We start from the raw sequence: 24,665 nt of genomic DNA on the forward strand, positions 1-24,665 counted from the left end.
CTCGCCGCCGCGGGCGGCCTGCTCACCGCCGCTCCCCCCTCCGCCGTGACTCCTGCGCCTCGGCGGCGGTCAGGGAGCGCAGAAGGCCGTGAGGACCAAGGCCTACGGCATCCTGGACTCCTGGCTCCGAGCGCACGCGGAAGGGGCGGCACCGGAACACCTCCGGTGCCGCCCCTTCCGCGCGAGACGGATCAGTCCGCCTGCTGCTGCCGCTTGGGCCGCCACACCACCAGCGCGCTGGTCTGCTGCACGTCCTGGTACGGCACCAGGTCGCGGCGGTACGAGGCGTGCACCGCCGCCTCGCGCTGACGCATCGTCGCCGCCGCACCGTCCAGGGCGGCCTGAAGCTCCGCCACGCGGGACTGGAGCGCGACCACCTGGTTCTCCAGCTCGATGATGCGCTTGATGCCGGCCAGGTTGATGCCCTCGTCCTGTGACAACTGCTGTACCTGGCGGAGCAGTTCGATGTCGCGGGCCGAGTAGCGCCGGCCCCGGCCCGCGGTGCGGTCCGGGGACACCAGGCCCAGGCGGTCGTACTGGCGCAGCGTCTGCGGGTGCAGTCCGGAGAGCTGGGCCGCCACCGAGATGACGTAGACCGGGGTGTCCTCGGTCAGTTCGTACGGGTTACGCCGACGGCCGTCCATCTCCTCATGCTCCCTTCGCGGCCTGGAACAGCTCCGCCCGCGGGTCCTCCCCCGCGGTCGCCTCGCGATACGCCTCCAGCGCGTCTCGAGCCTTCCCCGAGACGTCCTTGGGGACACTCACCTCGACGGTGACCAGCAGGTCCCCGCGCGTGCCGTCCTTGCGGACCGCGCCCTTGCCACGGGCGCGCAGTGTGCGCCCGTTGGGCGTGCCCGGAGGCAGCTTCAGCGTCACCGGGGGCCCGCCGAGGGTGGGCACCCGGATCTCGGCGCCGAGGGCCGCCTCCGCGAACGTCACCGGCACGCTCACCGTCAGGTTGTCGTCCTTGCGGCCGAAGACCGGGTGCGGGTTCACATGCACGACGACATACAGATCGCCGGCCGGGCCGCCCCGCTCGCCGGGCGCGCCCTTGCCGCGCAGCCGGATGCGCTGCCCGTCGGAGACTCCCGCGGGGATGCGCACCTGCATCGTCCGGGACGACTTCGCCCGGCCGCTGCCGTGGCAGACCTCGCAGGGGTTCTCCGCGATCAGACCGCGGCCCTTGCAGTCCGGGCAGGGGTCGGTCAACGAGAAGCCGCCGCCCGAGCCCCGCGTGACCTGCCCGGTGCCGACACAGGTCGGGCACACCCGCGGTGTGCCGTTCTTGTCGCCGGTGCCCGAGCAGGCCTTGCAGGGCGCCTGCGAGGACATGCGCAGCGGCACGGTCGCGCCGTCCACCGCCTCCATGAAGCTGAGGGTGACCTCGGACTCGATGTCCTGGCCGCGCCTCGGCTGCGTGCGCGTTCCCGCGCCGCCGCCACGGTTGAACAGGCCCCCGAAGACGTCACCGAGACCCCCGCCGAAGCTCCCCCCGGCGCCGCCCTGGCCGCCGAAGAGATCGCCGAGGTCGAAGTTGAACGAGCCGCCCGCCCCGGGGCCGGGACGGAAGCCGCCGTTGCCGAAGAGGGCGCGGGCCTCGTCGTACTCCTTGCGCTTCTTGGGGTCGCCGAGGATGTCGTTCGCCTCGGAGATCTCCTTGAAACGTTCCTCCGCCTTGGCGTTGCCCTTGTTGGCGTCCGGGTGGAACTCGCGGGCGAGCTTCCGGTACGCCTTCTTGATCTCGGCCTCGGTGGCGTCCTTGGGGACGCCGAGGACCTTGTAGTAGTCCTTCTCGATGAAGTCCTTGGTGCTCATCCCCGACGCCCCTCCTTCCCTACGCGTTCGTGGTGTACGTCAGCCCTCGTCCGGGCCACCGTTCTCCTTGTCGTCGCCCGCCTCGGTGCTCTCCTCGGCCTTGACCGTCTGCGCTCCCGGCTGCGGCTCGGCGACGGCCACCCGCGCGGGGCGGATGGTGCGCTCGCCGAAGCGATACCCTGGCTGCAGAATTGCCACGCACGTCGTCTCGGTGACGTCCGGCGCGTAGCTGTGCATCAGAGCCTCGTGGATCGTCGGGTCGAAGGGCTCGCCCTCCTTGCCGAACTGCTGCAGACCCATCTTCGCCGCGACGGTCTCCAGCGACTCGGCGACGGACTTGAACCCGCCGACCAGCTCGCCGTGTTCCCGTGCGCGGCCGATGTCGTCGAGCACGGGCAGGAGCTCGGTCAGGAGGTTCGCGATGGCGATCTCCTTGACCGAGATCCGGTCGCGCTCGACGCGGCGACGGTAGTTCTGGTACTCGGCCTGGAGGCGCTGAAGGTCCGCCGTGCGCTCACCGAGCGCCGTGCGCACCTGGTCCAGCTGGGCCACCAGACCGGCGTTCTGTGCGCTTGCGTCCCCCGCCGGGGCCGCCGCCTCCTCCGGAGAGGGGGAGGCGGCCTTCGGCTCGGCGTCCTCAGGGGCGCCGGAGGGGACGTCGGGCTTCTCCTCGAAGCCCGGGGTCTCCTCCGTCACGCGGCACCGTCCTTGCGCTCGTCGTCCACGATCTCGGCGTCGACCACGTCGTCGTCGGCCTTGGCCTCGGAGGCACCCGCGCCGGCGGCCTGGGCGGCCTGGGCGTCGGCGTACATGGCCTGGCCGAGCTTCTGCGAGACGGCCGCGACCTTCTCCGTGGCGCTGCGGATCTCGGCGGTGTCCTCGCCCTTGAGCGTCTCCTTCAGCTCGGCGACGGCGGACTCGACCTCGGTCTTGATCTCGCCCGGGACCTTGTCCTCGTTGTCCTTGAGGAACTTCTCGGTCTGGTAGACGAGCTGCTCGCCCTGGTTGCGGGTCTCGGCGGCCTCGCGGCGGCGGTGGTCCTCCTCCGCGTACTGCTCGGCCTCCTGGCGCATCCGGTCGACCTCGTCCTTCGGCAGCGAGGAGCCGCCGGTGACGGTCATCTTCTGCTCCTTGCCGGTGCCGAGGTCCTTCGCCGTGACGTGCATGATGCCGTTGGCGTCGATGTCGAAGGACACCTCGATCTGCGGGACACCGCGCGGCGCCGGCGGCAGACCGGTCAGCTCGAACATGCCGAGCTTCTTGTTGTACGCCGCGATCTCACGCTCGCCCTGGTAGACCTGGATCTGCACGGACGGCTGGTTGTCCTCGGCCGTGGTGAAGATCTCGGACCGCTTGGTCGGGATCGTGGTGTTGCGCTCGATCAGCTTGGTCATGATGCCGCCCTTGGTCTCGATACCGAGGGACAGCGGGGTCACGTCGAGGAGCAGGACGTCCTTGACCTCGCCCTTGAGGACACCGGCCTGGAGCGAGGCGCCGATGGCGACGACCTCGTCCGGGTTCACGCCCTTGTTGGCCTCCTTGCCGCCGGTCAGTTCCTTGACCAGTTCGGCGACGGCGGGCATACGGGTCGAGCCACCCACGAGGACGACGTGGTCGATCTCGTTGATGGAGATGCCGGCGTCCTTGATGACGTTGTGGAACGGCGTCTTGCAGCGCTCGAGCAGGTCGGCCGTCAGCTGCTGGAACTGCGCCCGGGTGAGCTTCTCGTCCAGGTGCAGCGGGCCCTCGGCGGACGCGGTGATGTACGGCAGGTTGATCGAGGTCTCGGTGGAGGAGGACAGCTCGATCTTGGCCTTCTCGGCGGCCTCGCGGAGGCGCTGGAGGGCCATCTTGTCCTTGCTCAGGTCCACGCCGTGGCCGGACTGGAACTGCTTGACCAGGTAGTCGACGACGCGCTGGTCCCAGTCGTCACCACCGAGGTGGTTGTCACCGTTGGTGGCCTTCACCTCGACGACGCCGTCGCCGATCTCCAGCAGGGACACGTCGAAGGTGCCGCCACCGAGGTCGAAGACGAGGATGGTCTGGTCGTCCTTGTCGAGGCCGTAGGCCAGCGCGGCGGCGGTCGGCTCGTTGACGATGCGCAGGACGTTCAGGCCCGCGATCTCGCCGGCCTCCTTGGTGGCCTGACGCTCGGAGTCGTTGAAGTACGCCGGGACGGTGATGACCGCGTCGGTCACCTTCTCGCCCAGGTATGCCTCGGCGTCCCGCTTCAGCTTCTGCAGGATGAACGCGGAGATCTGCTGCGGGTTGAAGTCCTTCCCGTCGAGCGCGATCTTCCAGTCGGTGCCCATGTGACGCTTCACGGACCGGATGGTCCGGTCGACGTTGGTGACCGCCTGACGCTTGGCCACCTCACCGACCAGCACCTCGCCGTTCTTGGCGAAGGCGACGACGGACGGCGTGGTCCTGGCACCCTCGGCGTTGGTGATGACGGTGGGCTCGCCGCCCTCCAGAACGCTGACGACGGAGTTAGTCGTGCCCAGGTCGATGCCGACCGCACGTGCCATTTCGATTCCTCCAGTGACTTGAGTGGAACAGGCTCAAGGATGCATGAGGGATCGTGCGGCGTCAACAGACCTGAGTCAGCTCGACTCAACTTTCATCCGGCACCGAACGACAATGACGGAAAGCCCCAGGTCAGGGGCGCGCCGGCGAGTGGGGCAGGGCCCCGCTCAGGCGTTCGCCTCGCCGCCCTCCAGCAGCCGGGCGAGTCTGGTCACCTGCCCGTCGATCTCCCGGGCACACCCCTGCAACTCATGGTGCGGCCTTCCCCAGGGGTCCGCGATGTCGTCCTCGTGCGGCGCGACCGTGGCCACGCGGCCCCGCCGGGCGGCCACCGCCGCCACCACGGCGTCGGCCCGGCCGCGGTCCGACGGCACCGCCGCCCCGGCCGCCAGCCGCACGAACTCCTTCAGGGTGAAGCAGCGCCGCAGCGCCACCGGGGTGAGCCGCACGGCCGCCTCCCGGTGCTCACGGGCGAGCCCGAGCACCAACGCCGCGCCCGCGACCAGCTCCGCGCTGAGCGGCCGGGCCTCGAAGTGCGAACCGTCACCGCCCAGCTCCTCCAGCACGGCCCGGGTGGAGCGCTCCATGCCGCGCCGGTGCCAGGCCTGGGTGCCCGCGCTCTCGGGCCGTACCGCCGAGCCGGGCCCCAGTCGCGCGGCCAGCAGCCGCTCGGCCAGCACCGAGCGGTGCACATTGCCCGTACAGACGAACAGAACCCGTGTCATGTTCCGCCGTCCGGCATCACGGTCCGCCCACGCCCCGCGCCAGCGGCGGCACACCGGCCCCGCCCCGGGGGTCCGACCCACGGGGAGCGGGCAGCTCGCCGTACCGCCCGTAGGCGCTGTAGCTGTCACCCTTGGGAGCCGGGTCCATGTTGAAGACGGTGCCGAGGACGCGGACCCCCACCCGATCCAGCGACTCGGCGGCGGAGCGGACCTGGTCCCGGCTGGTCCGCGCCGCGCGGACGACCAGCAGCGCGCCCTGGGTGAGCGAGGCCAGTCCGACGGTGTCGGCGACCGGCAGCAGGGGTGCGGTGTCCACGATCACGACCTCGTAGCTGTCCGCCAGCTCGTGCAGCACCTCCTTCATGCGCGCCGAGGCGAGCAGCTCGGTCGGGTTCGGCGGTACGGCGCCACTGGTGAGCACCGCGAGCCGGCCGCCGCCCTCCTGGAGCACGTCCTCGATCCGTGCCTGCCCGATGAGAACCGTGGTGAGACCGGCGTCCTGGACCAGGCCGAAGGTCCCGGCCACACAGGGGCGGCGCAGGTCGGCGTCGACCAGGCAGGTGGAGACCCCCGCCTCGGCGAGCGAGAGGGCGAGGTTCACCGCGGTGTTGGTCTTGCCCTCGCCGGGGACCGAACTCGTCACCGCGATGATCCGCGGGCGGTCGTCGACCTGCGCGAACTGCAGATTGGTGCGCAGCTTGCGGAAGGCCTCGGCACGCTTGGAGTGCACATCGGCGCTGACCAGCGGCTGCCTGGGCGCGTTCTTGTCGTAGGGAATGCTGCCGAGGCCCGGCAGCGCGGTGAACTCGCCCAGCGCCTCGCTGGACTTGAGGGTGGTATCGAGGTTCTCGCGCACGGCGACAAGCCCGGCACCGAGCAGCAGACCGGCCAGCGCCCCCGCGGCCAGATTGAGCAGCGGGCGGGGCGATACCGGGGCGAGCGGCGGGACGGCCTCCTGGGTGACGCCCAGCGAGACGGGGGAGACGGCCACACCGCCGCCGCGCGAGGAGTACCTCGCGGACCCCTCGGATCCGGCCGCACGTCGGGGCGTCTCCAGTCGCTCGACGACATCGCCGAACCGGTCGGCGACCGCGTTGGCGATGCGTGCCGCGCGCCGGGGCACGGTGTCCCGCACGGTGATGTCGATGAGCACGGTGTTGAGCGGGGCGTCGGCGGTGATCCGGGACGCCAGCTCCTCGGGCGTGGTGCGCAGACGCAGCTTCTTCACCACGGGTCCGGTCACCTGACGCGTCGTCACGATCGCGGCGTACGACTGCACACGCGCCTGCGAGAAGCTCTGACCCTGGTTCAGCTGGGCGGTGTCGTCACCGGTGCGGGTGGCGACGAAGAGCTGGGTCCGGGCCTCGTAGACGGGTGTGCTCAGAGCCGTCGCGGCGAACGCCGCCCCGATCGCGAGCACCAGACAGACCAGGACGGTCGGCCAGCGTCTGGCAAGAGCCTTCAGGAAACCGTGGAGATCCAAGCTGCACCCCTCATAGAACCAAGGGAATCGCCCCAATTGGGCTGTTCTGTTCCCTGTGCGCACAGCCGAAGATAGGGACTCGCGCACGCCAACCGGGGGAGGCACCCCATGTCGGCCCGGTGAACGACCCTGGCGACGCACACCACCTCGTCACTCCATCGGCACGATCGCGTGGGCCATCGAGGAAACAAGCGCTCCCCCATCCGGTGCCTTCTGGGCAGTACCGGGTCCGTCGAGCATAAATGTCCCATTTATTCGATGTATCTAGATCTTGATTACGGCCGACGCAGCCGCCGCCTGGCCCGGACCGAAGTCGAGGAGAGTGAAGAAGATGACGTCATCGCCCAGATGGCGGTACGCACTGGCATCCGCAGCATCGGCTGCCGTGCTCGTGGCCGCACCGCTGATGGGGGCGCAGACCGCCTACGCCCAGTACCCGCCTCCACCCCCGACCCTGACCCTCGACAAAACGACGGTCCGGGTCGGGGAGACAGTGACCCACCACGCCACGGGTTTCGCCCCCCGGCAGATCGTCACGGTGCTGCTGGAGTCGCGCGAGATCGTCCTCGGCCGCTTCCAGGCCCACGACGACGGAACGGTCGACGGCACCGTGACCATCCCGAGCAGGGTCCGCCCCGGCTTGCACGTCTTCCGGCTCACCGCGCGCAACCCCCACCGCAGCGCCTCCACCCGCATCCGGGTGCTGCCGGCGCTCGGCCGGCCCGGCGACGACCATCCCGGCGGCGGCCACGGCCGCCACGCCGCCTGGGAACGCCCCGAGCACCGTGCGGGCCTCGCGGCCACCGGAAGCGAGAAGGCCCTGGCCGTCGGCGGCACCGCGGCCGGCCTGATCGCGGCGGGCGGCGGCACGATGCTGGCCGTACGGCGTCGCCGCAGTTCATGACGGAGCCGGACACCCCTGCCGCGGTACCACGGCGTCCCGGCCCCGGCCGGGACGCCGTCCGCGTGCCCGGGGCCGCCCCTGCCGGCAAGGGGACCCGGATCCGCCGGCGCGTGCTCAGAACCGCGCTGCTGACCGTCGCCGCGCTCCCGGTGGCCGCCGCCGTCTGGATCGGGGTCACCGGAGCGTTCGCCCGCTCCGAGCTGGCCGCGGCCCAGCGGGACCTGGAGTCACTACGGCGCTCGGCGACATCCCCGCAGGCCCCCGGCTCCGCGCCCGGTTCCGCCCGGGAGCGGCTGGCGGCGGTGCGTTCCGCGGCCGTGCACGCCGCCCGGGCGCATCGCCTGACCAGTGGCCCCGCCTGGTACGCGGCGACGCTGCTGCCGGTGGCCGGGGAACCGGTCAGCACCGTGCGCGGGGCCGCCTACGCGGCCGACCGGCTGGCCGGCGAGGTACTGACCCCGCTCGCGGGCGTCCTCCCGGCGGCCGCCCCGGACGGGCACGGCGGCGGGATGGCCGAGGCCCTCACGGCACTGCGGCAGTCCGCGCCGCGGCTGGTGCGGGCCGCCGACGTCACGGCCGAGGTGCGGGCGGATGTGCACCGGCTGCCGGAGACGACCTGGCTGCCCGCCGCCGACCGGGCCCGCGCCGGGCTCGCCCGGCAGCTCGACCGCCTCGCGCCGGTGATGACCGATGTCTCCGTGGCGGCCCGGGTCCTGCCGCCCATGCTCGGCGCGCAAGGGGAACGGCGCTATTTCCTCGCCTTCCAGAACATCGCCGAGGCACGCGGCACCGGAGGAGTGCCCGGGGCCTTCGCCGTGCTGCGGGCCGACCGGGGCCGGCTGTCCTTCGAGCGGTTCGGCAACAACACCGAGATGGCCACGGCCAAGGCGGACCTCGACCTCGGGCCCGAGTTCACGGCCCGCTACCAGGGCGACGCACCCACCCGGGTCTGGGCCAACTCCAACATGAGCCCGCACTTCCCCTACGCGGCCCGCATCTGGGCGGCGGCATGGCGCCGGCACACCGGGGAGCGGGTGGACGGGGTGATCGCCGTGGACCCGGTCACCCTGAGCCGATTCCTCCAGGTCACCGGGCCCGCCCGGACGGCCGACGGCACCGAGCTGACCGCCGGCAACGTCGTGGAGCTCACCGAGCGGACCAGCTACGCGCGCTACGGCGACCTCACCCGGCGCAAGGCGTTCTTCGTGGAGGCGGCCCGTGCCGCCGCCGGGCGGCTGATGGCCGCGGCCGAGAACGCCCGGATGCTGCCGGGACTGCTGCTCGCCGCGCACGACGCCGAGCGGGACGGACGGCTGAAGGTGTGGAGCGCCCGCGCGCAGGAGCAGCGGCTCCTCGAGTCACTGCCGTACGCCGGCACGCTCCCCGACGCGCCGGGCCCCTTCGCGGGCCTGGTCGTGAACAACGCGGCGGGCTCCAAGCTGGACTACTACCTCGACCGGAGCCTGGTGTGGAAGGCGGAAGGGGACGGCTGCCCCGCCGGCGATCGCCCGGTCACCGCCACCGTGACCCTGGCCAACCGGGCCCCGGCGAGCGGCCTGCCCGGCTATGTCACGCTGCGGGAGGACTCCCCGCCCTACCGCACCAGGCCGGGCGACAACCGCCTCCTGGTCTCCTACTACGCGGGGGTCGGCGCCTCCCTCACCGGCGCCGAGCTGGACGGCCGCCCGGCGCTGGTCTCGCCCGGCGTCGAACGCGGCCACGCGGTGTTCACCCTGGACCTGGAACTGCCCGCCCGGTCCCGGCGCACCCTGGTCCTGCATCTGCTGGAACCCCACGCCGACCGCGTCCCCACGCTGCTGCGCCAGCCCCTGGTGACACCCCTGCGGGCGGTCCTGAAGACGGGCGGTGCCTGCCGTGCGTGACCGCGCGAGACCGGTCCTGTCGGGGATGGCCCTGCTGGTCGGGGCGCTGCTGCTGGTGTCGTGCGCCGCGGGGGACCGGGCCTTCGGCCGCCCTCCGCGGCCGGCCGGGGGCGCGCCCGCCGCCCACCGGGTCGAGCGGCTGCGGGTCAAGGTGCTGGAGGTCCTTGCCCACGACCCGGCGGCGTTCACCGAGGGCCTCGAACTGGCCGGCCGCACGCTCTACGAGGGCACCGGCATCTCCGGCGGCTCCTGGGTGCAGGCCGGGCCCCCGGGCCGGAAGCCCACGGTGCGCGCGACCCTGCCCGGGCCCCTGTTCGGCGAGGGGATCACCGTGCTCGGCCCGACCCTGTGGCAGCTCACCTGGCGGGACCGGGTCGCCGTGGAGCGCGACACCACCACCCTGAAGGAGCTGCGCCGCGTCCGGTATCCGGACGAGGGCTGGGGGATCTGCTACCAGAAGGACCGGCACAGGCTGGTGACGAGCGACGGCTCGGCCCGGCTGACGTTCCGGGACCCGCGCACCCTCGCGGCCACCGGCGGGGTCACGGTCACCGAGAACGGCGCCCCGCTGACCCGGCTGAACGAGCTGGAGTGCGCCGGTGCCGCCGTGTACGCCAATGTGTACTCCACCGACCGGATCGTGCGGATCGACCCGGCCACCGGCGCGGTGACCGCGGACATCGACGCCTCGGGGCTGGTGCGGGCGGACACACTCCCCGCCGGGGCCGTGCTCAACGGCATCGCGGCCGTACCCGGAACGGACCAGTTTTTCGTCACGGGGAAGTACTGGCCCAGAATGTTCCGTGTGGTGTTCGCTCCGGCCGGCGGCACGGGCGGCTCCGGCGGCTGAGTCCGGCGGCGGGGCACAGCGACGCAGATCACCGCTTGCGCCACTACAGTGCGGCGGCATAAGTGGGTAGTCTCAGACGGACTGCATAAGTTACCGCTTAGTAATCGCACCTTCGGAGTACACCGGACGTACATCGGAGGAAACCCCCTCGCAGGCCCGAGGAGCCCCCAAATGCAACTCGCCGCGATCATCGTGTCGCTGGTCCTGGCCGTGGTCGGCGTGGCGCTGTTCGCCCGAGCCATCGGCCAGATCTACCGCTTCGTGCGGCTCGGACAGAACGTGCCCGCCGGCACCCGTACCAACGACCCCAAGCAGCGCACCGTCACCGTGGTCAAGGAGTTCCTCGGCCACACCCGCATGAACCGCTGGGGCATCGTCGGCGTCGCGCACTGGTTCGTGGCGGTGGGCTTCTTCACCCTGGTCCTGACCCTGGTCAACGCCTTCGGGCAGCTCTTCAGGGCCGACTGGTACATCCCGGTCATCGGTGACTGGGCACCGTACGAGGTCTTCACCGAGCTGGTCGGCGTGCTCACCACGCTGGGCATCCTCACGCTCATCGTGATCCGCCAGCTGTCCCGGCCGGGGCGCCCGGGCCGCAAGTCCCGCTTCGCGGGCTCCAACATCGGCCAGGCCTACTTCGTCGAGGCCGTCATCCTCATCATCGGCCTGGCGATCCTGACGCTCCGCGGCCTGGAGGGTGCCCTGCACCACGTGGACGGCTACGAGGCGTCGTACCTGATCTCGTACCCGCTGGTCGCTGCCTTCAAGGGCCTGGGCCTGACCACGCTCCAGAATCTCGTCTACCTGGTCGCGACGATCAAGATCGCGACGTCCTTCATCTGGATGATCACCGTCTCGCTGAAGACGGACATGGGTGTGGCCTGGCACCGGTTCCTGGCCTTCCCGAACATCTGGTTCAAGCGGGAGAGCGACGGCGGTACGGCGCTCGGCGCGCTCCAGCCGATGACGTCCGGCGGCAAGCCGATCAACTTCGAGGACCCCGGCGAGGACGACGTCTTCGGTGTCTCCCAGGTCGAGCAGTTCTCCTGGAAGGGCCTGCTGGACTTCTCCACCTGCACCGAGTGCGGCCGCTGCCAGTCGCAGTGCCCGGCCTGGAACACCGGCAAGCCGCTCTCGCCGAAGCTGCTGATCATGTCGCTGCGCGACCACGCGCACGCCAAGGCGCCCTATCTGCTGGCCGGCGGCGGCAAGACCATGGAGGGCGAGGAGAAGGCGTCCGCCGAGCAGCTCCAGGATGTGCCCGCCGCGGCTCTCGCCGAGGCGGAGCGCCCCCTGATCGGCACCGTCGAGGAAAACGGCGTCATCGACCCGGACGTGCTGTGGTCCTGCACCACCTGCGGCGCCTGCGTCGAGCAGTGCCCCGTCGACATCGAGCACGTCGACCACATCGTCGACATGCGCCGCTACCAGGTGATGATCGAGTCCGCGTTCCCGTCCGAGGCGGGCACGATGCTCAAGAACCTGGAGAAGAAGGGCAACCCCTGGGGCCTGGCCAAGAAGCAGCGCCTGGAGTGGACCAAGGAGGTCGACTTCGAGATCCCGGTCGTCGGCAGGGACATCGAGGACCTCACCGAGGTCGAGTACCTCTACTGGGTCGGCTGCGCCGGCGCCCTGGAGGACCGCGCCAAGAAGACCACCAAGGCCTTCGCCGAGCTGCTGCACATCGCGGGCGTCAAGTTCGCGATCATGGGCGGCGACGAGAAGTGCACCGGCGACTCCGCCCGCCGTCTGGGCAACGAGCCCCTCTTCCAGGAGCTCGGCATGGAGAACGTGGCCGCGCTGAACATGGCCTTCGGCGAGTCGCTCGACGAGGACGGCAACGTGGACCCGGCGACCAGGAAGCCGAAGTCGGCCAAGAAGATCGTCGCGACCTGCCCGCACTGCCTCAACACCATCGGCAACGAGTACCCGCAGCTCGGCGGCGACTACGAGGTCATCCACCACACCCAACTGCTCCAGCACCTCGTCGACGAGGGCAAGCTGGTCCCGGTCACCCCGGTCGAGGGCATCATCACCTACCACGACCCGTGCTACCTGGGCCGCCACAACAAGATCTACACGCCGCCGCGCGAGATCATCGGCAGGGTCCCGGGCCTGCGCAACGAGGAGATGCACCGCCACAAGGAGCGCGGCTTCTGCTGCGGCGCCGGCGGCGCCCGGATGTGGATGGAGGAGCGGATCGGCAAGCGCATCAACAACGAGCGCGTCGACGAGGCCCTCTCCCTCAACCCCGACATCGTCTCCACGGCCTGTCCGTTCTGCCTCGTCATGCTGACCGACTCGGTCAACGGCAAGAAGAACGAGGGCAAGGCCAAGGAGTCCGTCCAGGTCGTCGACGTGGCCCAGCTGCTGCTCGACTCCGTCAGGACGCCGGCCGACCCGGCGGGCACGGCGCAGACGGAGAGCGAGCCGGAGCCGGAGCCCGTGAAGTAGACCGCCTGCGTGCCGCCACGAGGGGCCGGGGTCGCGAGTGAGGCGACCCCGGCCCCTCGTGCGTGCACCGCACCCGAGGCAGACCTGCCCGGTGCACGGATGCGCCGGGCGGGAAGCTCTGCTCATCGGGTGAGAGTTCCCCGTCTCCCGCGTCGTGCCCCACTCCCCCACAGACCGCCGTACACACTCGATTCGTCCTTTCCGATCCTCCTGGAGGGCGCATGTGGCTGTTCGGGGAGACAATGCCCCACGCACCGACGACGAGACCCGCGCGGACGCAGGTCATCCGAGAGCAGCCACCCGCCGGGCGCCGCACCGGCAAGCCCGCCTGGTACGCGCCCGCGGCCGTCCTCGGCGACGCGGCGGCCGCCGGGGCACCGGTGTGGGCGGCCTTCGCCCCGGCCGACGGCAGAAACGCGGTGGCGTACGCGACGGTGGCGGCCCTGGCCTGGCTGCTCGTGCGTGCCGGACGCGACCGCTACGCCGAACGCCGGCTGGGTGAGCGCGACAACGTCGGCCCCACGTCGCAGGACTGGCTGGTACTGGTCGGACTGCTCGCGGTGGTACGGGCGGCGACGGGCGAGGAGTCCCCCTTCCTCCTCGCCCTGGCCGCCCTCGTGCCGTGTGCCCCGGCGAGCGCCGTCGTGCACACACTGATCCACCGTCATCTGCTCGCCCGGCGCCGCACGGGCCGGGCCGTCCGCCGGGCCCTGGTGATCGGGGAGGCGGAGGCCGTCGACGGTCTGGTGAGCCACCTCGCGAAACGCACCGACCACGAGTTCGTCGTGGTCGGGGTGTGCCCCATCGGCGACGAGGACCCGCACGATCTGGCGCCGGTCGCCGCCCGCCTGCGCCGACAGGCTCCGCCGCGCATGTCGGCCGACTCCGCGCCGGTGCTCGAGGCGGCCCGGCGGCTCGGCGTGGACGTGGTCGTCGTCGTACCGGGACCGCATCTGAGCGGAGCCCGGCTGCGGCGGCTGTCGTGGGCCCTGCACGGCGCCCAGTGCCCGCTCGTGGTCGTGCCGGGCCTGACGGAGGTCGCCGGGCGCCGGGTCGGTGTCTCCTCCGTGGCCGGGCTCACCCTGCTGAACGTGGCCCCGCCGGTGCGCCGGGGGCTGCGCGCCGTGCTGAAGGCGGTGACGGACCGGGTGGGCGCGGCACTGCTGATCCTGCTGCTCTCCCCGGTGCTCGCGGCGGTGGCCCTCGCCGTACGGCTGGACTCGCCGGGCCCCGTCGTGCACCGGCAGACCCGCATCGGCCGCGGCCGGGTGCCCTTCACCATGGCCAAGTTCCGCACCATGGTCGCCGACGCCGAGCGGCTCAGGCCCCAGCTCGCCGGGACCAACGAGAAGGACGGCCGCCTGTTCAAGATGCGGCGCGACCCCCGGGTGACCCGGGTCGGCCGGGTGCTGCGCCGCTACTCCCTGGACGAGCTGCCCCAGCTCTTCAACGTCCTGCGCGGGGACATGTCCCTGGTCGGCCCCCGGCCGCCGCTGCCCGACGAGGTCGCCGGCTACGACGAGGTGGAACTGCGGCGGCTGGCCGTCAAACCCGGGCTCACCGGCCTGTGGCAGGTCAGCGGGCGCTCCGATCTCTCCTGGGACGAGACCGTCGCCCTGGACCTCAGATACGTGGACAACTGGTCCCTGTCCGTGGATGTCGGGGTGCTCGTACGGACGGTGCGCGCCGTGCTGGCGGGCACCGGCGCCTACTGAGCCGCGGCAGCGGCATCACACACCCACCACAGCACGGCGATCCACCCGGGAGGGCCCATGCCGTCGACCACCGCCACCACCGGCTCCCCGAGGCGGGGCCTGCCCGCCGCGCGTGCCGGCCTGCGGACGCCGTACGACGGCGCGGAGGTGTACGCCCTCGCGGAGCGGCTCCACGCATGGGCCGAGGACCGGGACTGGGCGGGCCCCGACCCGTACGACGGGCTGACCGGGCCACTGGGGCGGGTGGCCGTGCACCGGGTGCTGCGGCAGAGCCTGCTCCAGGCCGTCAAGCGCAGCCCGCTCGATCTGCGCCCCCTCCTCGGCATCCGCCCCCTGCGCACCGCGACGGCCACCGGCACCGCCGCGAGCGCCTGCGCCCGGCTCGCAGCCCGGCCCGAATGGCGCGAGCGCGCCCTGCGGCTGGGCCGGCGGACGGCCGCCGAGCAGCTGTCCGGGCGCTACGCCGGGCTGTGGCGCTACGAGTTCGACGTGCAGACCCGCTGGGCCCACTACCCCGCCTCCGTCCCGAACCTGGTCGCCACCACCTTCTGCGCGGACGGCTGCCTGGACACCGGGACACTCGACGACGGTGCCGTGCTCTCCCTCGCCCACGGGCTGCTCGGGCACCTGCACAACGGGGAGTTCTTCACCTACACCCCCACGAGCGGCGTCCTGGTCCACAACGCCAACCTCATGGGCGCCGCGCTCGCCGCCCGGCTGTCCCGCACCGGCACCCTGCCGGGCGCGCTCGCGGACCGCCTGGCCGCCGCGGCCTGCGACGCGGTCGAGGTGAGCCTCGCCGGTCAGCGCGCCGACGGCTCATGGCCGTACGGCGACCGCCCCGACCTGGACTGGGTGGACGGCTTCCACACCGGATATGTGCTGCTGCGTCTGCACCAGGCGGGGACACGGCTCGGTATGGACGTCCGGACTCCTCTCGAACGAGGGGCGCGCCACTATCTGCGGGACCTGTTCGACGGGCCCCTGCCCCGCTACTTCGCGGACGGCCGGCCCCGCCGCGACCCGAACAACGACGCGACGGCGGTACGGATGGCGGCCTGGGCGGCCGAACACGGCCTCGCCGCCCCCGGCTTCGCCTGCGCCGTGCTGGCGGCCGTCGTGGACCGCTACCCCGGCCTCGGCGCCGGCCGGCGGGCCGGGCACCCCCGGGGCAACCGGGCCCTGTGGGAGTCGCCCCGCTGGAGCGCCGCGCCCCTGCTGGACGCGCTGACCGCCCTGCATCGCGTCCTGCCGGCTGGCCCGCGACCCTACGCCCCCGGGGATCAGCCGACGGCGGCCGCCTCGTAGCCCCGCGGGGCCGCCACCCGCCACCCCCGGGGATCAGCCGACGGCGGCCGCCTCGTAGCCCGACAGGACGTCCGCGGTGCGTCCCGCGCCCGCCACCGCGTTCCGCTCCCACCACACGGCCGCGCACAGCAGTCCGAACACCGCCAGCCCCCGGTCGCGCCGGCCCTGGACATGCTCGGCGACGAGCCGGTCCGCGGTCCGCCGGTCGAGGACGTCGTCGAACAGCGGGGAGCGCCGGACCTCCCGCCACAGCCGACTCCCGTGCTCCCGCAGCAGCGACCGCACCGGCGCCCCGAAGCCGGTCTTGGGGCGCCGGGCGACGAACTGCGGCACCCCGGCCGCCACCGCGGCCGCGCGGAACCGCGCCTTGCCGTCGCCCAGCCGCAGCTGGTCCTCGGCGACGGCGCCGAACGCGGCGGCCACCACCGGCTCGCCCAGAAAGGGCACCCGCAGCTCCACGCTCGCCCGCATCGACGCCCGGTCCGCGTACAGCAGGTTCAGCCCCGGCAGGAACAGCCGCCGGTCGCACTCCGCCAGCGCGGCGAGCGGTGTGCCGCCCGCGTCCAGGACGCCGCCCGCCACCTCGCGGTGCCGTTCGGTGACCGCGTCGAGGCCGACGTGCGGCGACAGCGCCGCCCACTCCCGCCCGGAGTAGTACGCCTGCGTCGCCCAGGACCAGTCGCGGGCGCCGAGCGGGAGCAGCCGCCCGAACTTGTCGGCGCGGCTGCGGTAGCGCCGTGGCGCGGGGACCGCGCTGGTGGCGCCGAGGGCGGGGCGCGCCCACGCGGGAAAGCGCTGCAGCAGCCAGACGGCCTGGTAGCGCTCGTACCCGAGGAACAACTCCTCCACCCCGAGCCCCGACAGCAGCACGGTGGCCTCGCCGCGGGCGGCCTGCGAGAGCTGCATGAGGACGACGGCGGCGGGATCCCCGAAGGGCACCTCGGTGGTGGCGACCAGCTCCGGGATCCGGCGCAGCACATCGACATCGAGGTCCACCCAGGTCAGCGGCAGACCCAGCCGGCGGGCGACCCGGGCCGCGTAGGGGGCGTCGTCCTCGAAGGGCTCCGCGCCGGCCGCCGTGGTGCGGGGCCGCGCGGCGAAGGAGGGCCCCGCGAAGCCGTGCCGGGCCATCTCCACACCCAGCCAGGTGCTGTCCAGGCCCCCGCTCAGCAGCAGACCCACCGTCACATCGGCGCGCAACTGCCGGGCCACCGAGGTGCGCACCGCGGCGCCGATGTCCGCGGCGGGCGCCGCGGCACCCGCCCGCCAGTGCACCGACACCTCGTCATATCCGGGTGCGCGCGCGGCGAGCACCGTCCCGGCCGGTACGGCCCGCACCCGCTGCCAACCGGTCCTCGGCGGCGGTGTCCACAGGAACATGGCGCCCTGGGCCACGGCGACCGGGTCGGCGTCACCGGCCAGACCGGCGGCCCGCAGCGGTTCGATCTCACTGGCGAGCGCGGCCAGCCGGCCCCCCGCGTCCGACGCCGCGTACAGCGGTTTGACGCCCAGCCGGTCGCGCCCGTAGCGGACCTCGCCGTCGGGCAGGACGAGGGCGAAGGCGAACATCCCGTCCACCTGGTCGAGCAGCCCCGGGGCGTCCGGTTGCAGCAGAAGCTCGTAGAGGACCTCGGTGTCGCCCTCGGTGGTGAACACCGCTCCCCGCCCGCGCAGCAGCTCGCGCAGTCGCGGCGCGTTGTAGATCTCGCCGTTGTAGACCAGCGCCCCCCGCTCGGGGGTGCCGAAGGGCTGGTCGCTGCGCGGGTCGAGGTCCACCACGGCCAGCCGGCGGAAGTGCAGTTCCGCCCGCCAGTCGCCGCCGTCGAGGTCGAGATGGCCGTCGGCGTCGGGCCCGCGGTGCGCGAGCACCGCGCACGGGTCCGGGTCCGACGGCGTCCGATGGCGCGCGGCCTGGTTCAGCAGCAGGACGAAGCCGCACATCAGGACGCCGCCGTGGCCGCGGCGGCACCGCCGGCCGGCCCGCCCGGTTTCGGTACCGCGGCCGCCGCGCCGGGCCCGGGCACCGGAGCGCCCAGCGCGCGGGCCAGAGCGGGTGTGCCGGGGGCCGTGTCCACGACGCGGTCCTCGGTGAGCGAGCGCACCGCGCGACAGGCCACCAGGGAACTCCACAGCGCCGAGGGGAAGTCGGCGGCGTCCGCCGCCTCGCCCAGCGACTCGCCCCGCACCAGCCGGACGAGGCCCCGCATCTCGGCCGCGTGCCCCTTGGGCCCGCCTCGATAGGCCGTCGTGGCCGCCCTGCCGCCCTTCCACACGGTCAGCGAGCGGAAGTCGTCGATCCTGGCCGCCACCCCGTCGCAGGCGACCTCCAGGAGTTCCTTGGGGGCGCCCGGCGGGGTCAGGCCCCCGTAGACGACACAGGCGGCCGAGCCGTCGTCGTACGTCAGCTGGAGGGTGACGCTCTGCGCGGTGGCCGGGTCCCGCCCGTCCACGCCGACGGCCCGCACCCCGACCGGCCTGCCCGGCACCAGGAAACCCGCCGTGTCGATGAAGTGGCAGACCTCGCCGAGCAGCCGGCCGCCCTGACGGGGGTCGAAGTACCAGTGGTCGGCGGGGAGCCGGCCCGCGAACACCCGGTAGACCACCTGGAGGGGCGCCCCGGCGGGGAGCGCGGCGCGCAGGTCCCGCACCGCGGGCGCGAACCGCCGGTTGAACCCGGCCATCGCCGGCGCGCCCGAGGCCAGCCAGGCGTCGGCCACCTCCTCCAGTTCCGTCTCGGTCAGGCCGAGGGGCTTCTCGCAGTACAGGGCGGTGCCGCCGCGCAGTACCCGGGCCGCGTACCGGCCGTGGCCGTCGTGGCGGCTGAGCACCATCACGCAGTCGGCGTCACCGGAGGCGAGACCGCTGTCGACGCTCTCGGCGACGGTCCCGAAACCCCATCGCCGCCCCTGGTGCGCGGCGGAGAGGCCCCGTCCGCCGGCGACCCACGAGAAGGCGACGCCGGCCTCCCGCCTCAGCTCGGGAAACAGCGTCCGGGTGGCGAAGTTGCCCGCGCCGATCGCCGCGAGGCGCACGATGCCCCGGGGGGCGGTCCAGGTGCCGGAGCCGGCCGGGGCGGCGGGCCGCGACGGCAGCTCGGCGGTCCCGGAATAACGCAGCAGCAGGGCGACACCGCGTCCGCCGGGCGACGGCTTCAGCGCCTCGTAGGCGTCGGCCGCGTCCTCGACGGCGAACACCCGCGGCTTCAGCAGGGAGAGGTCCAGCGCACCCGTCGCCGTCAGCCGCAGCACCTCGGCGAGATTGCGGCGCTCCGTCCACGGGACATAGCCCTCGGGGTAGGGGTGGCCCCCCTCCTCGAAGCGGGGGTCGTAGCGGCCGGGGCCGTAGGAACGGGCGTAACGGATCGTCAGTTCCTTGTGGTAGTACGACGACCGCGGCGGGGCGACGCCCACGTCACCGACCACGACCACCGTGGCCCGGTCCCGGGCGAGCCGGCCGGCGAACTCCACCGGGTCGGAGCTGGACGTGGCGGCGGTGATGAGCACCGCGTCCGCGCCGGCGCCCGCCCAGTGCCGCAGGACGGCACCGGACAGACCGTCCGCGCCACGCGGGAAGGCCACGTGCCCCGCCGACTCGGCGAGTGCCACCATGGCGGGGTCGGGGTCGATGCCGACCGCGTCGTAGCCGTAGGCGCGCAGCAGCTGAAGGGTGATCTGGCCGACCAGCCCGAGGCCGATGACGGCGATCCGGGACCCCGGCACCGCCTCCGCCTGATGGATGCCCTGGAGGGCGATCGCGCCGACGGTGGCGAAGGAGGCCCATCGGGTGTCCACCGCGTCCGGCACCGGCACCACGAGGTTGCCCGGCACGGCGACGATCTCCGCATGGGAGGCGTAGCGGGCCCCGGCCGCGGCCACCCGCATCCCGGGACGGATGTCCTCGACGCCCTCGCCCGCCCGCAGGACCGTGCCCGCGCAGGAGTAGCCGAGCTGCACCGGGCGGTCCAGGCGTTCCCTGACGATCCGGTAGGTCTCGGCGAGGCCGGTGCGCCGCACGCTGTCGATCACCTGCGCCACCTGGTCCGGCCGCTGCCGCGCCTTGCCGATGAGGCTCTGCGCGCCGGTCGAGACCGTGGCCCGCTCCGTACCCGCGCTGATGAGCGACCACTCGTTGCGGATCACCACCCTCCCGGGGGTCGCCTCGGGGGCGGGAATGTCTCCCACCGTGATGGCACCGGTGCGCGGGGACAGGAGGACAGTTTTCATTTCCTGCCTTTACGGGAGGGAAAACGCCCGCCTCGGGAGCGGTACGTGGGCCACGGCGCACTGTAGGGACGGCGATGTGACGGTGCGTGTTCCCTGTCCCGTCGAGCGGACCAGACGGCCGAACATCTCCATTCGGCCGGGTGAACACGCATCCAGCCTGGCGGGCGCGGTCGCGGAAGGGCGATTCGCTGGTGCCCGAAGAGCGCTTCTTCCGCTCCGGGACGGTACGGCCGCCCGTGCAGTGCCGCCCCGGCAGCGGTCCGGCGGCGCCGTGCGGAAGGAGACTCGGGTGAAACGACTGATGGTCGTCTACGGCACCAGACCGGAGGCCATCAAGATGGCCCCCGTCATCGAGGCCCTCGAACGGTCGCCGCTCTTCCGGCCGACGGTGACGGTGACCGCCCAGCACCGCGGCCTGCTCGACCAGGTGCACGCGTTGTTCGGCATCCGCGCCGACCACGACCTCGACATCCTCAGCGAGCGGCAGACCCTCGCCGACATCACCGTGCGGGTCCTGGCCGGGCTGTGCCCCGTGCTGGAGCGGGAGCGACCGGAGGCGGTGCTGGTCCAGGGGGACACCACGACCGCGTTCGCCGGGGCGCTCGCCGCCTTCTACCACCGTGTTCCCGTGGTGCACCTGGAGGCGGGGCTGCGCACCGACGACCGGTACGCGCCCTTTCCCGAGGAGATCAACCGCCGGCTCGCGACCCAGCTGGCGTCCTTGCATCTGGCGCCCACCGCGCACGCGCGGGACAACCTGCTGCGCGACGGCGTCCCCCCCTCGTCGGTCGTGGTCACCGGGAACACGGTCGTCGACGCTCTGCGCTGGGCGGCCGGGCGCGCGGCGCACTACGGCGACCCGGCTCTCGCCGACCTCGACGACACCCCCCGCCGGGTCCTGCTGGTGACGGCCCATCGCCGGGAGTCGTGGGGCGGCGGTATGGAGTCCATCGGCGGTGCCCTGGCCGATCTCGCCCGGGAGGAGCCCGGGCTGCTCATCGTGCTGCCGCTGCACCCCAATCCGGTGGTGCGGGCCGCGATCCTGCCGCGGCTCGCGGGCCTGGAGTCCGTCCGCCTCACCGAGCCGCTGCCCTACGGCGCCTTCGCCCGGCTGATGAACCGCGCCCACCTCATCCTGACCGACAGCGGCGGCATCCAGGAGGAGGGGCCGGGGCTGGGCAAGCCGGTGCTGGTCATGCGGGACACCACGGAACGTCCCGAGGCCCTGCGGGCGGGCACCTCCCGGCTGGTGGGCACCGACCGCGAGCGGATCGTGAAGGAGGTGCGCCGGCTCCTGCACGACCGGGCGGCCCACGCCGCGATGGCGAACGCCGTCAACCCCTACGGCGACGGACGCGCCGCGGACCGTACCGTACGGGCCGTCGGGCACTGGCTGGGGCTGTGCCCGCCTCCCGAGGAGTTCCGCCCTGTGCCGGATTCCGCGGGGTCCCCGCCCGCGCCGCCGGACGCCGCTTCGTGCGGTCCCGCGGAGTGCGGCGCGGGCGGCCGGGCGTCAGCGCCAGAAGCCGCGGGTGTCGAACACGGCCTTGCCGCGCAGCGCGGTGCGCCGGACACCGCGGAACGCGTCGTGGTCCACGAGCAGCACCACGAGGTCCGCGTCCCGCACGGCCGTGGTGACGTCGACGAGCTCGACGGCGCCCGTACGCGCCAGTGAGTCCGGCAGCTCCCTGATGTGCGGCTCGGCGACGAGCAGCCGGCCGACCTGGCGTTCGGCGAGCTGGGTGACGATATGCAGGGCGGGGCTCTCCCTCAGGTCGTCGATGTTCGCCTTGAAGGCCAGGCCCAGGCAGGCGATCACGGGGTCCTTGAACCGGCCGGCCGTCCGGACGACCTCGCCGAGCACATAGTCGGGCCGGCCGTCGTTGACCTCGCGGGCCAGCCGGATGAGCCGGGACTGCCGGGGCGCGGTGCCGACGATGAACCAGGGGTCCACGGCGATGCAGTGCCCGCCCACCCCCGGCCCCGGGCGCAGGATGTCGACCCGGGGGTGGCGGTTGGCCAGGGCGATGACGTCCCCGGCGTCGATGCCGAGGTGGTCGCAGACCATGGACAGCTCGTTGGCGAAGGCGATGTTGACGTCCCGGAAGGCGTTCTCGCTGAGCTTGGCCATCTCCGCCGTCGTCGCGTCGGTGAGCAGGCACTCCCCCTTGGTGAACACCTCGTAGAGCGCCCGCGCCCGCTCGGCACAGCCCTCCCCGACCCCGCCGACGACCCGGTCGTTGGTGATGATCTCGATCATCGTGCGGCCCGGCAGCACCCGCTCGGGGCAGTGGGCGACCCGCACATCGGGTGCGTCACCCGACTCGTGCGGGAACGACAGATCGGGCCGGTGCTTGCCGAGCCACCGGGACAGCTCCACCGTCGTGCCGGGCGGCGAGGTGGACTCGAGGATCACCAGGTCGCCCGCCTTGAGCACGGGCGCCACCGAGGCCGCGGCCGCCCTGACGTACGACAGGTCCGCCGTACGGTCGTCCTGGAGCGGGGTGGGTACGGCGATGATGAAGGCGTCCGCGGACTCGGGCGCCCCCGTCGCACGCAGCCGCCCCATGGCCACGGCGCCGCTGACGGCCACGGCGAGGTCCGGTTCGACGAAGGGGGCACGGCCGGCGTTGATGAGGTCGACGGTCGCCGGGTTCACGTCGACGCCGACGACGTCGATCCCGTTCGTGGCGAGCGCGGCGGCGGTGGGCAGTCCGATGTAGCCGAGGCCGACCACGCACACAGTGGAGAACACCAGGGGAATTCCTTTCCGAAAATGTGCCGCGGGTGAATGGGCTGACGGTCTTTCACGAAAACGAAAAGGCATCGGACAGGATGGCCCGGCCCATCGCCCTATCCTGCGCAAACGCGCCGCGCATGTTCCGGCCGAATCCTTTTTTCCACGGCCACAGGCCGTGTCGGCGGCGCGGGCCGTCCGATCCGGTGTAGCTCTACGTATGCACAGCGGCAGCTGGTCGAGCAGAAAAGTCGAACAGAAAAGGCGCACAGGCGATGAATTCCCGAACCGCTCCGCGAGTCCGGCTGGTGGTGCCGTCCACCGGGGAGCGCCCCGAGTACCTGGAACAGTGCCTGGCGTCCGTCGGAGGGCAGCGCGAGGCCGTGGAAGTCGTCCTCGTCGGACCCGCCCGGGCGGAGGGCAGCCTGCGCGCGGCGGCGGAACGCCACGGGTGCCGCTTCCTCGTGGAGGAGGAACGGGGGCTCAGCAACGCGGTCAACCAGGGCTGGCGGGACGCCACCACGGAGTACCTGGCCTGGCTCGGCGACGACGACCTGCTCACCGGGGACAGCCTGACCGCGGCCTGCGGCGCGCTCGACCGTGCTCCCCGGGCCGCCATGGCCTACGGGCGGCTGAGGGTCATCGACGCCGACGACCGGACCCTGTACACGCTGCGCCCGGGCGCCTTCGCCTCCTGGCTCTCCCGGTACGGCCAGAACTTCGTCGGCCAGCCCGGCTCCCTCTACCGCCGCAGCGCCGTGCTGCGGGCGGGCATGCTCGATCCGGGACTGCGCTACGCCATGGACTTCGATCTGCATCTGCGGCTGCGGCAGGGCGGAGGCATGGTGTATCTGCCGCGGGTCCTCGGGTGCTTCCGGGTCCACTCCACCTCCCTCACGGTGACCAACCCCTGCCCGGACGACGAGGGACGCCGCGTCATGCGCCGCTATCTGGGGCCCACCGCGCTGCGCCTGGAGTCGTGCTGGTGGCCCCTCGCACAGGGGGTCAGCAAGGCGTGGGGCGCGACGACGAGGTCCGGTCTGATCTGACGTGACCTGACCCGACCTGATCGAGCAAGGGCCCTGCCCGCCTACACCGGCATCCCGGCGCGGGCGACATGGGCGAGGTACCAGTCGTACGTACGGCGCAGGCCCTCCTCGAAGCCGATCCGGTGGTGCCAGCCGGCCGCGTGCAGCGCGGACACGTCCAGCGCCTTCCTCGGCATGCCGTCCGGCTTGGTCGCGTCGAAGACCAGCGCTCCCTCGTACCCGACGAGGCTGCGGATCCGCTCCGCCAGCTCCCGCACGGAGATGTCCTGGCCGGTTCCCACGTTCAAGAACCGCTTGGCGCGGTGGTGGGCCAGCAGCCAGAGCACCGCGTCGGCCAGATCCTCGACGTGCAGAAACTCCCTGCGGCTGTCCCCGGTCCCCCAGATCACGACCTCCGGCGCCCCCGCCTCACGGGCCTCGTGCATACGGCGCAGCAGCGCCGGGATCACATGGGAGGTCTCCGGGTCGAAGTTGTCCCCCTCGCCGTAGATGTTGGTCGGCATGCACGACACGAAGTTCCTGCCGGACTCCTCGTGGAGGTACTCGCACAGCTTCATCCCGGCGATCTTGGCGTAGGCGTACGCCTCGTTGGTCGGCTCGGGACGGCCCGTCATGAAGTAGTCCTCCCGCATCGGCTGCGGGCATCCCCGGGGGTAGATGCACGAGCTGCCGAGGAAGAGGAACGTCTCCACCCCCGCGTCCCGGGCCGACCAGATCAGGTTGTTCTGGATCTGGAGGTTCTCGTAGAGGAACTCCGCGGGGTGGGTCATGTTGGCCTTGATGCCGCCGACCCTGGCCGCGCAGTCCACGACGTACGCGGGCCGGTGCGCCGCCATGAAGTCCCGTACGGCCGCCTGGTCGGTGAGGTCGAGTTCGGCGCGGGTCCGCAGCACCAGGTCGTCGTACCCCGCCGCGCGCAGCCGCCGGACGACGGCCGCGCCCACCATGCCGGTGTGACCGGCCACGTAGATCCGTGCTCGCCGGTCCATCACG

17 protein-coding genes and 1 pseudogene are annotated in these 24,665 nt (G+C 72.7%); 8 read left to right on the forward strand and 10 right to left on the reverse strand.

Annotated elements, in window-relative coordinates; translation table 11 throughout:
* Positions 1 to 191 precede the first annotated feature (191 nt).
* The 6 genes from ACIP94_RS10155 to ACIP94_RS10180 all read right to left on the reverse strand — a co-directional run bounded on the left by ACIP94_RS10155 (position 192) and on the right by ACIP94_RS10180 (position 6,549).
* Complete coding sequence (locus tag ACIP94_RS10155; RefSeq protein WP_402422257.1) at positions 192 to 644, reverse strand: heat shock protein transcriptional repressor HspR; 453 nt, start codon at positions 642 to 644, stop codon at positions 192 to 194.
* 4 nt (positions 645 to 648) lie between these two features.
* A complete protein-coding gene (gene dnaJ / locus ACIP94_RS10160) occupies positions 649 to 1,815 on the reverse strand; it encodes a molecular chaperone DnaJ (RefSeq protein ID WP_402422260.1) in 1,167 nt (388 codons plus the stop codon).
* Between the two features lie 39 nt (positions 1,816 to 1,854).
* The gene (gene grpE / locus ACIP94_RS10165) at positions 1,855 to 2,511 is read right to left on the reverse strand and encodes a nucleotide exchange factor GrpE (RefSeq protein WP_402422263.1); all 657 of its coding nucleotides are present in this window, start codon (positions 2,509 to 2,511) and stop codon (positions 1,855 to 1,857) included.
* On the reverse strand, positions 2,508 to 4,343 hold the full coding sequence (gene dnaK / locus ACIP94_RS10170) for a molecular chaperone DnaK (RefSeq protein ID WP_402422266.1): 1,836 nt from the start codon (positions 4,341 to 4,343) through the stop codon (positions 2,508 to 2,510). Before dnaK ends, grpE begins: the two co-directional genes overlap by 4 nt.
* A gap of 165 nt (positions 4,344 to 4,508) precedes the next feature.
* On the reverse strand, positions 4,509 to 5,066 hold the full coding sequence (locus ACIP94_RS10175; RefSeq protein ID WP_402422269.1) for a low molecular weight phosphatase family protein: 558 nt from the start codon (positions 5,064 to 5,066) through the stop codon (positions 4,509 to 4,511).
* A gap of 16 nt (positions 5,067 to 5,082) precedes the next feature.
* Positions 5,083 to 6,549, reverse strand: a complete 1,467-nt coding sequence (locus ACIP94_RS10180; RefSeq protein WP_402422272.1) for a polysaccharide biosynthesis tyrosine autokinase — start codon at positions 6,547 to 6,549, stop codon at positions 5,083 to 5,085.
* A gap of 331 nt (positions 6,550 to 6,880) precedes the next feature.
* Here ACIP94_RS10180 and ACIP94_RS10185 point away from each other — a divergent pair, with 331 nt between their 5' ends.
* From ACIP94_RS10185 to ACIP94_RS10210, 6 genes are all read left to right on the forward strand, one after another.
* A complete protein-coding gene (locus ACIP94_RS10185; RefSeq protein WP_402422275.1) occupies positions 6,881 to 7,453 on the forward strand; it encodes a hypothetical protein in 573 nt (190 codons plus the stop codon).
* Between the two features lie 110 nt (positions 7,454 to 7,563).
* Positions 7,564 to 9,336 (forward strand): DUF4012 domain-containing protein, encoded by a 1,773-nt coding sequence (locus tag ACIP94_RS10190; RefSeq protein WP_402422278.1) that lies wholly within the window; start codon positions 7,564 to 7,566, stop codon positions 9,334 to 9,336.
* A complete protein-coding gene (locus ACIP94_RS10195) occupies positions 9,329 to 10,186 on the forward strand; it encodes a glutaminyl-peptide cyclotransferase (RefSeq protein ID WP_402422281.1) in 858 nt (285 codons plus the stop codon). Before ACIP94_RS10190 ends, ACIP94_RS10195 begins: the two co-directional genes overlap by 8 nt.
* A 171-nt stretch (positions 10,187 to 10,357) precedes the next feature.
* Entirely contained in the window at positions 10,358 to 12,640 is a 2,283-nt protein-coding gene (locus ACIP94_RS10200; protein WP_402422283.1) for a (Fe-S)-binding protein, read from the forward strand.
* Between the two features lie 242 nt (positions 12,641 to 12,882).
* Positions 12,883 to 14,355, forward strand: coding sequence for a sugar transferase (locus tag ACIP94_RS10205; RefSeq protein WP_402422286.1), 1,473 nt, complete (start codon positions 12,883 to 12,885; stop codon positions 14,353 to 14,355).
* A 57-nt stretch (positions 14,356 to 14,412) separates the two neighbouring features.
* The gene (locus tag ACIP94_RS10210; RefSeq protein WP_402422289.1) at positions 14,413 to 15,663 is read left to right on the forward strand and encodes a hypothetical protein; all 1,251 of its coding nucleotides are present in this window, start codon (positions 14,413 to 14,415) and stop codon (positions 15,661 to 15,663) included.
* Positions 15,664 to 15,696: 33 nt separating this feature from the next.
* Here ACIP94_RS10210 and ACIP94_RS10215 read toward each other — a convergent pair whose 3' ends face one another.
* Positions 15,697 to 17,604 (reverse strand): asparagine synthetase B family protein, encoded by a 1,908-nt coding sequence (locus tag ACIP94_RS10215; RefSeq protein ID WP_402422292.1) that lies wholly within the window; start codon positions 17,602 to 17,604, stop codon positions 15,697 to 15,699.
* The gene (locus ACIP94_RS10220) at positions 17,604 to 19,886 is read right to left on the reverse strand and encodes a bi-domain-containing oxidoreductase (protein WP_402422295.1); all 2,283 of its coding nucleotides are present in this window, start codon (positions 19,884 to 19,886) and stop codon (positions 17,604 to 17,606) included. The genes ACIP94_RS10215 and ACIP94_RS10220 overlap by 1 nt, the downstream gene beginning before the upstream one ends.
* Before the next feature lie 289 nt (positions 19,887 to 20,175).
* Between ACIP94_RS10220 and wecB the strand changes: the two genes are divergently transcribed.
* On the forward strand, positions 20,176 to 21,561 hold the full coding sequence (gene wecB, locus ACIP94_RS10225; RefSeq protein ID WP_402422298.1) for a non-hydrolyzing UDP-N-acetylglucosamine 2-epimerase: 1,386 nt from the start codon (positions 20,176 to 20,178) through the stop codon (positions 21,559 to 21,561).
* Here the strand turns inward: wecB and wecC are convergent.
* Positions 21,463 to 22,713 (reverse strand): annotated as a pseudogene (gene wecC, locus ACIP94_RS10230) (UDP-N-acetyl-D-mannosamine dehydrogenase); the annotation flags it as partial. The gene wecB and the pseudogene wecC sit on opposite strands and share 99 nt — an antisense overlap.
* Before the next feature lie 185 nt (positions 22,714 to 22,898).
* Between wecC and ACIP94_RS10235 the strand changes: the two are divergent.
* Positions 22,899 to 23,672, forward strand: a complete 774-nt coding sequence (locus tag ACIP94_RS10235; protein ID WP_402422301.1) for a glycosyltransferase — start codon at positions 22,899 to 22,901, stop codon at positions 23,670 to 23,672.
* 41 nt (positions 23,673 to 23,713) lie between these two features.
* Here ACIP94_RS10235 and ACIP94_RS10240 read toward each other — a convergent pair whose 3' ends face one another.
* Entirely contained in the window at positions 23,714 to 24,661 is a 948-nt protein-coding gene (locus tag ACIP94_RS10240; RefSeq protein ID WP_402422303.1) for a GDP-L-fucose synthase family protein, read from the reverse strand.
* Positions 24,662 to 24,665: the final 4 nt, after the last annotated feature.

Origin of the sequence: Streptomyces sp. NPDC093261 (genome assembly GCF_044753645.1) — a bacterium.
Lineage (GTDB): Bacteria > Actinomycetota > Actinomycetes > Streptomycetales > Streptomycetaceae > Streptomyces.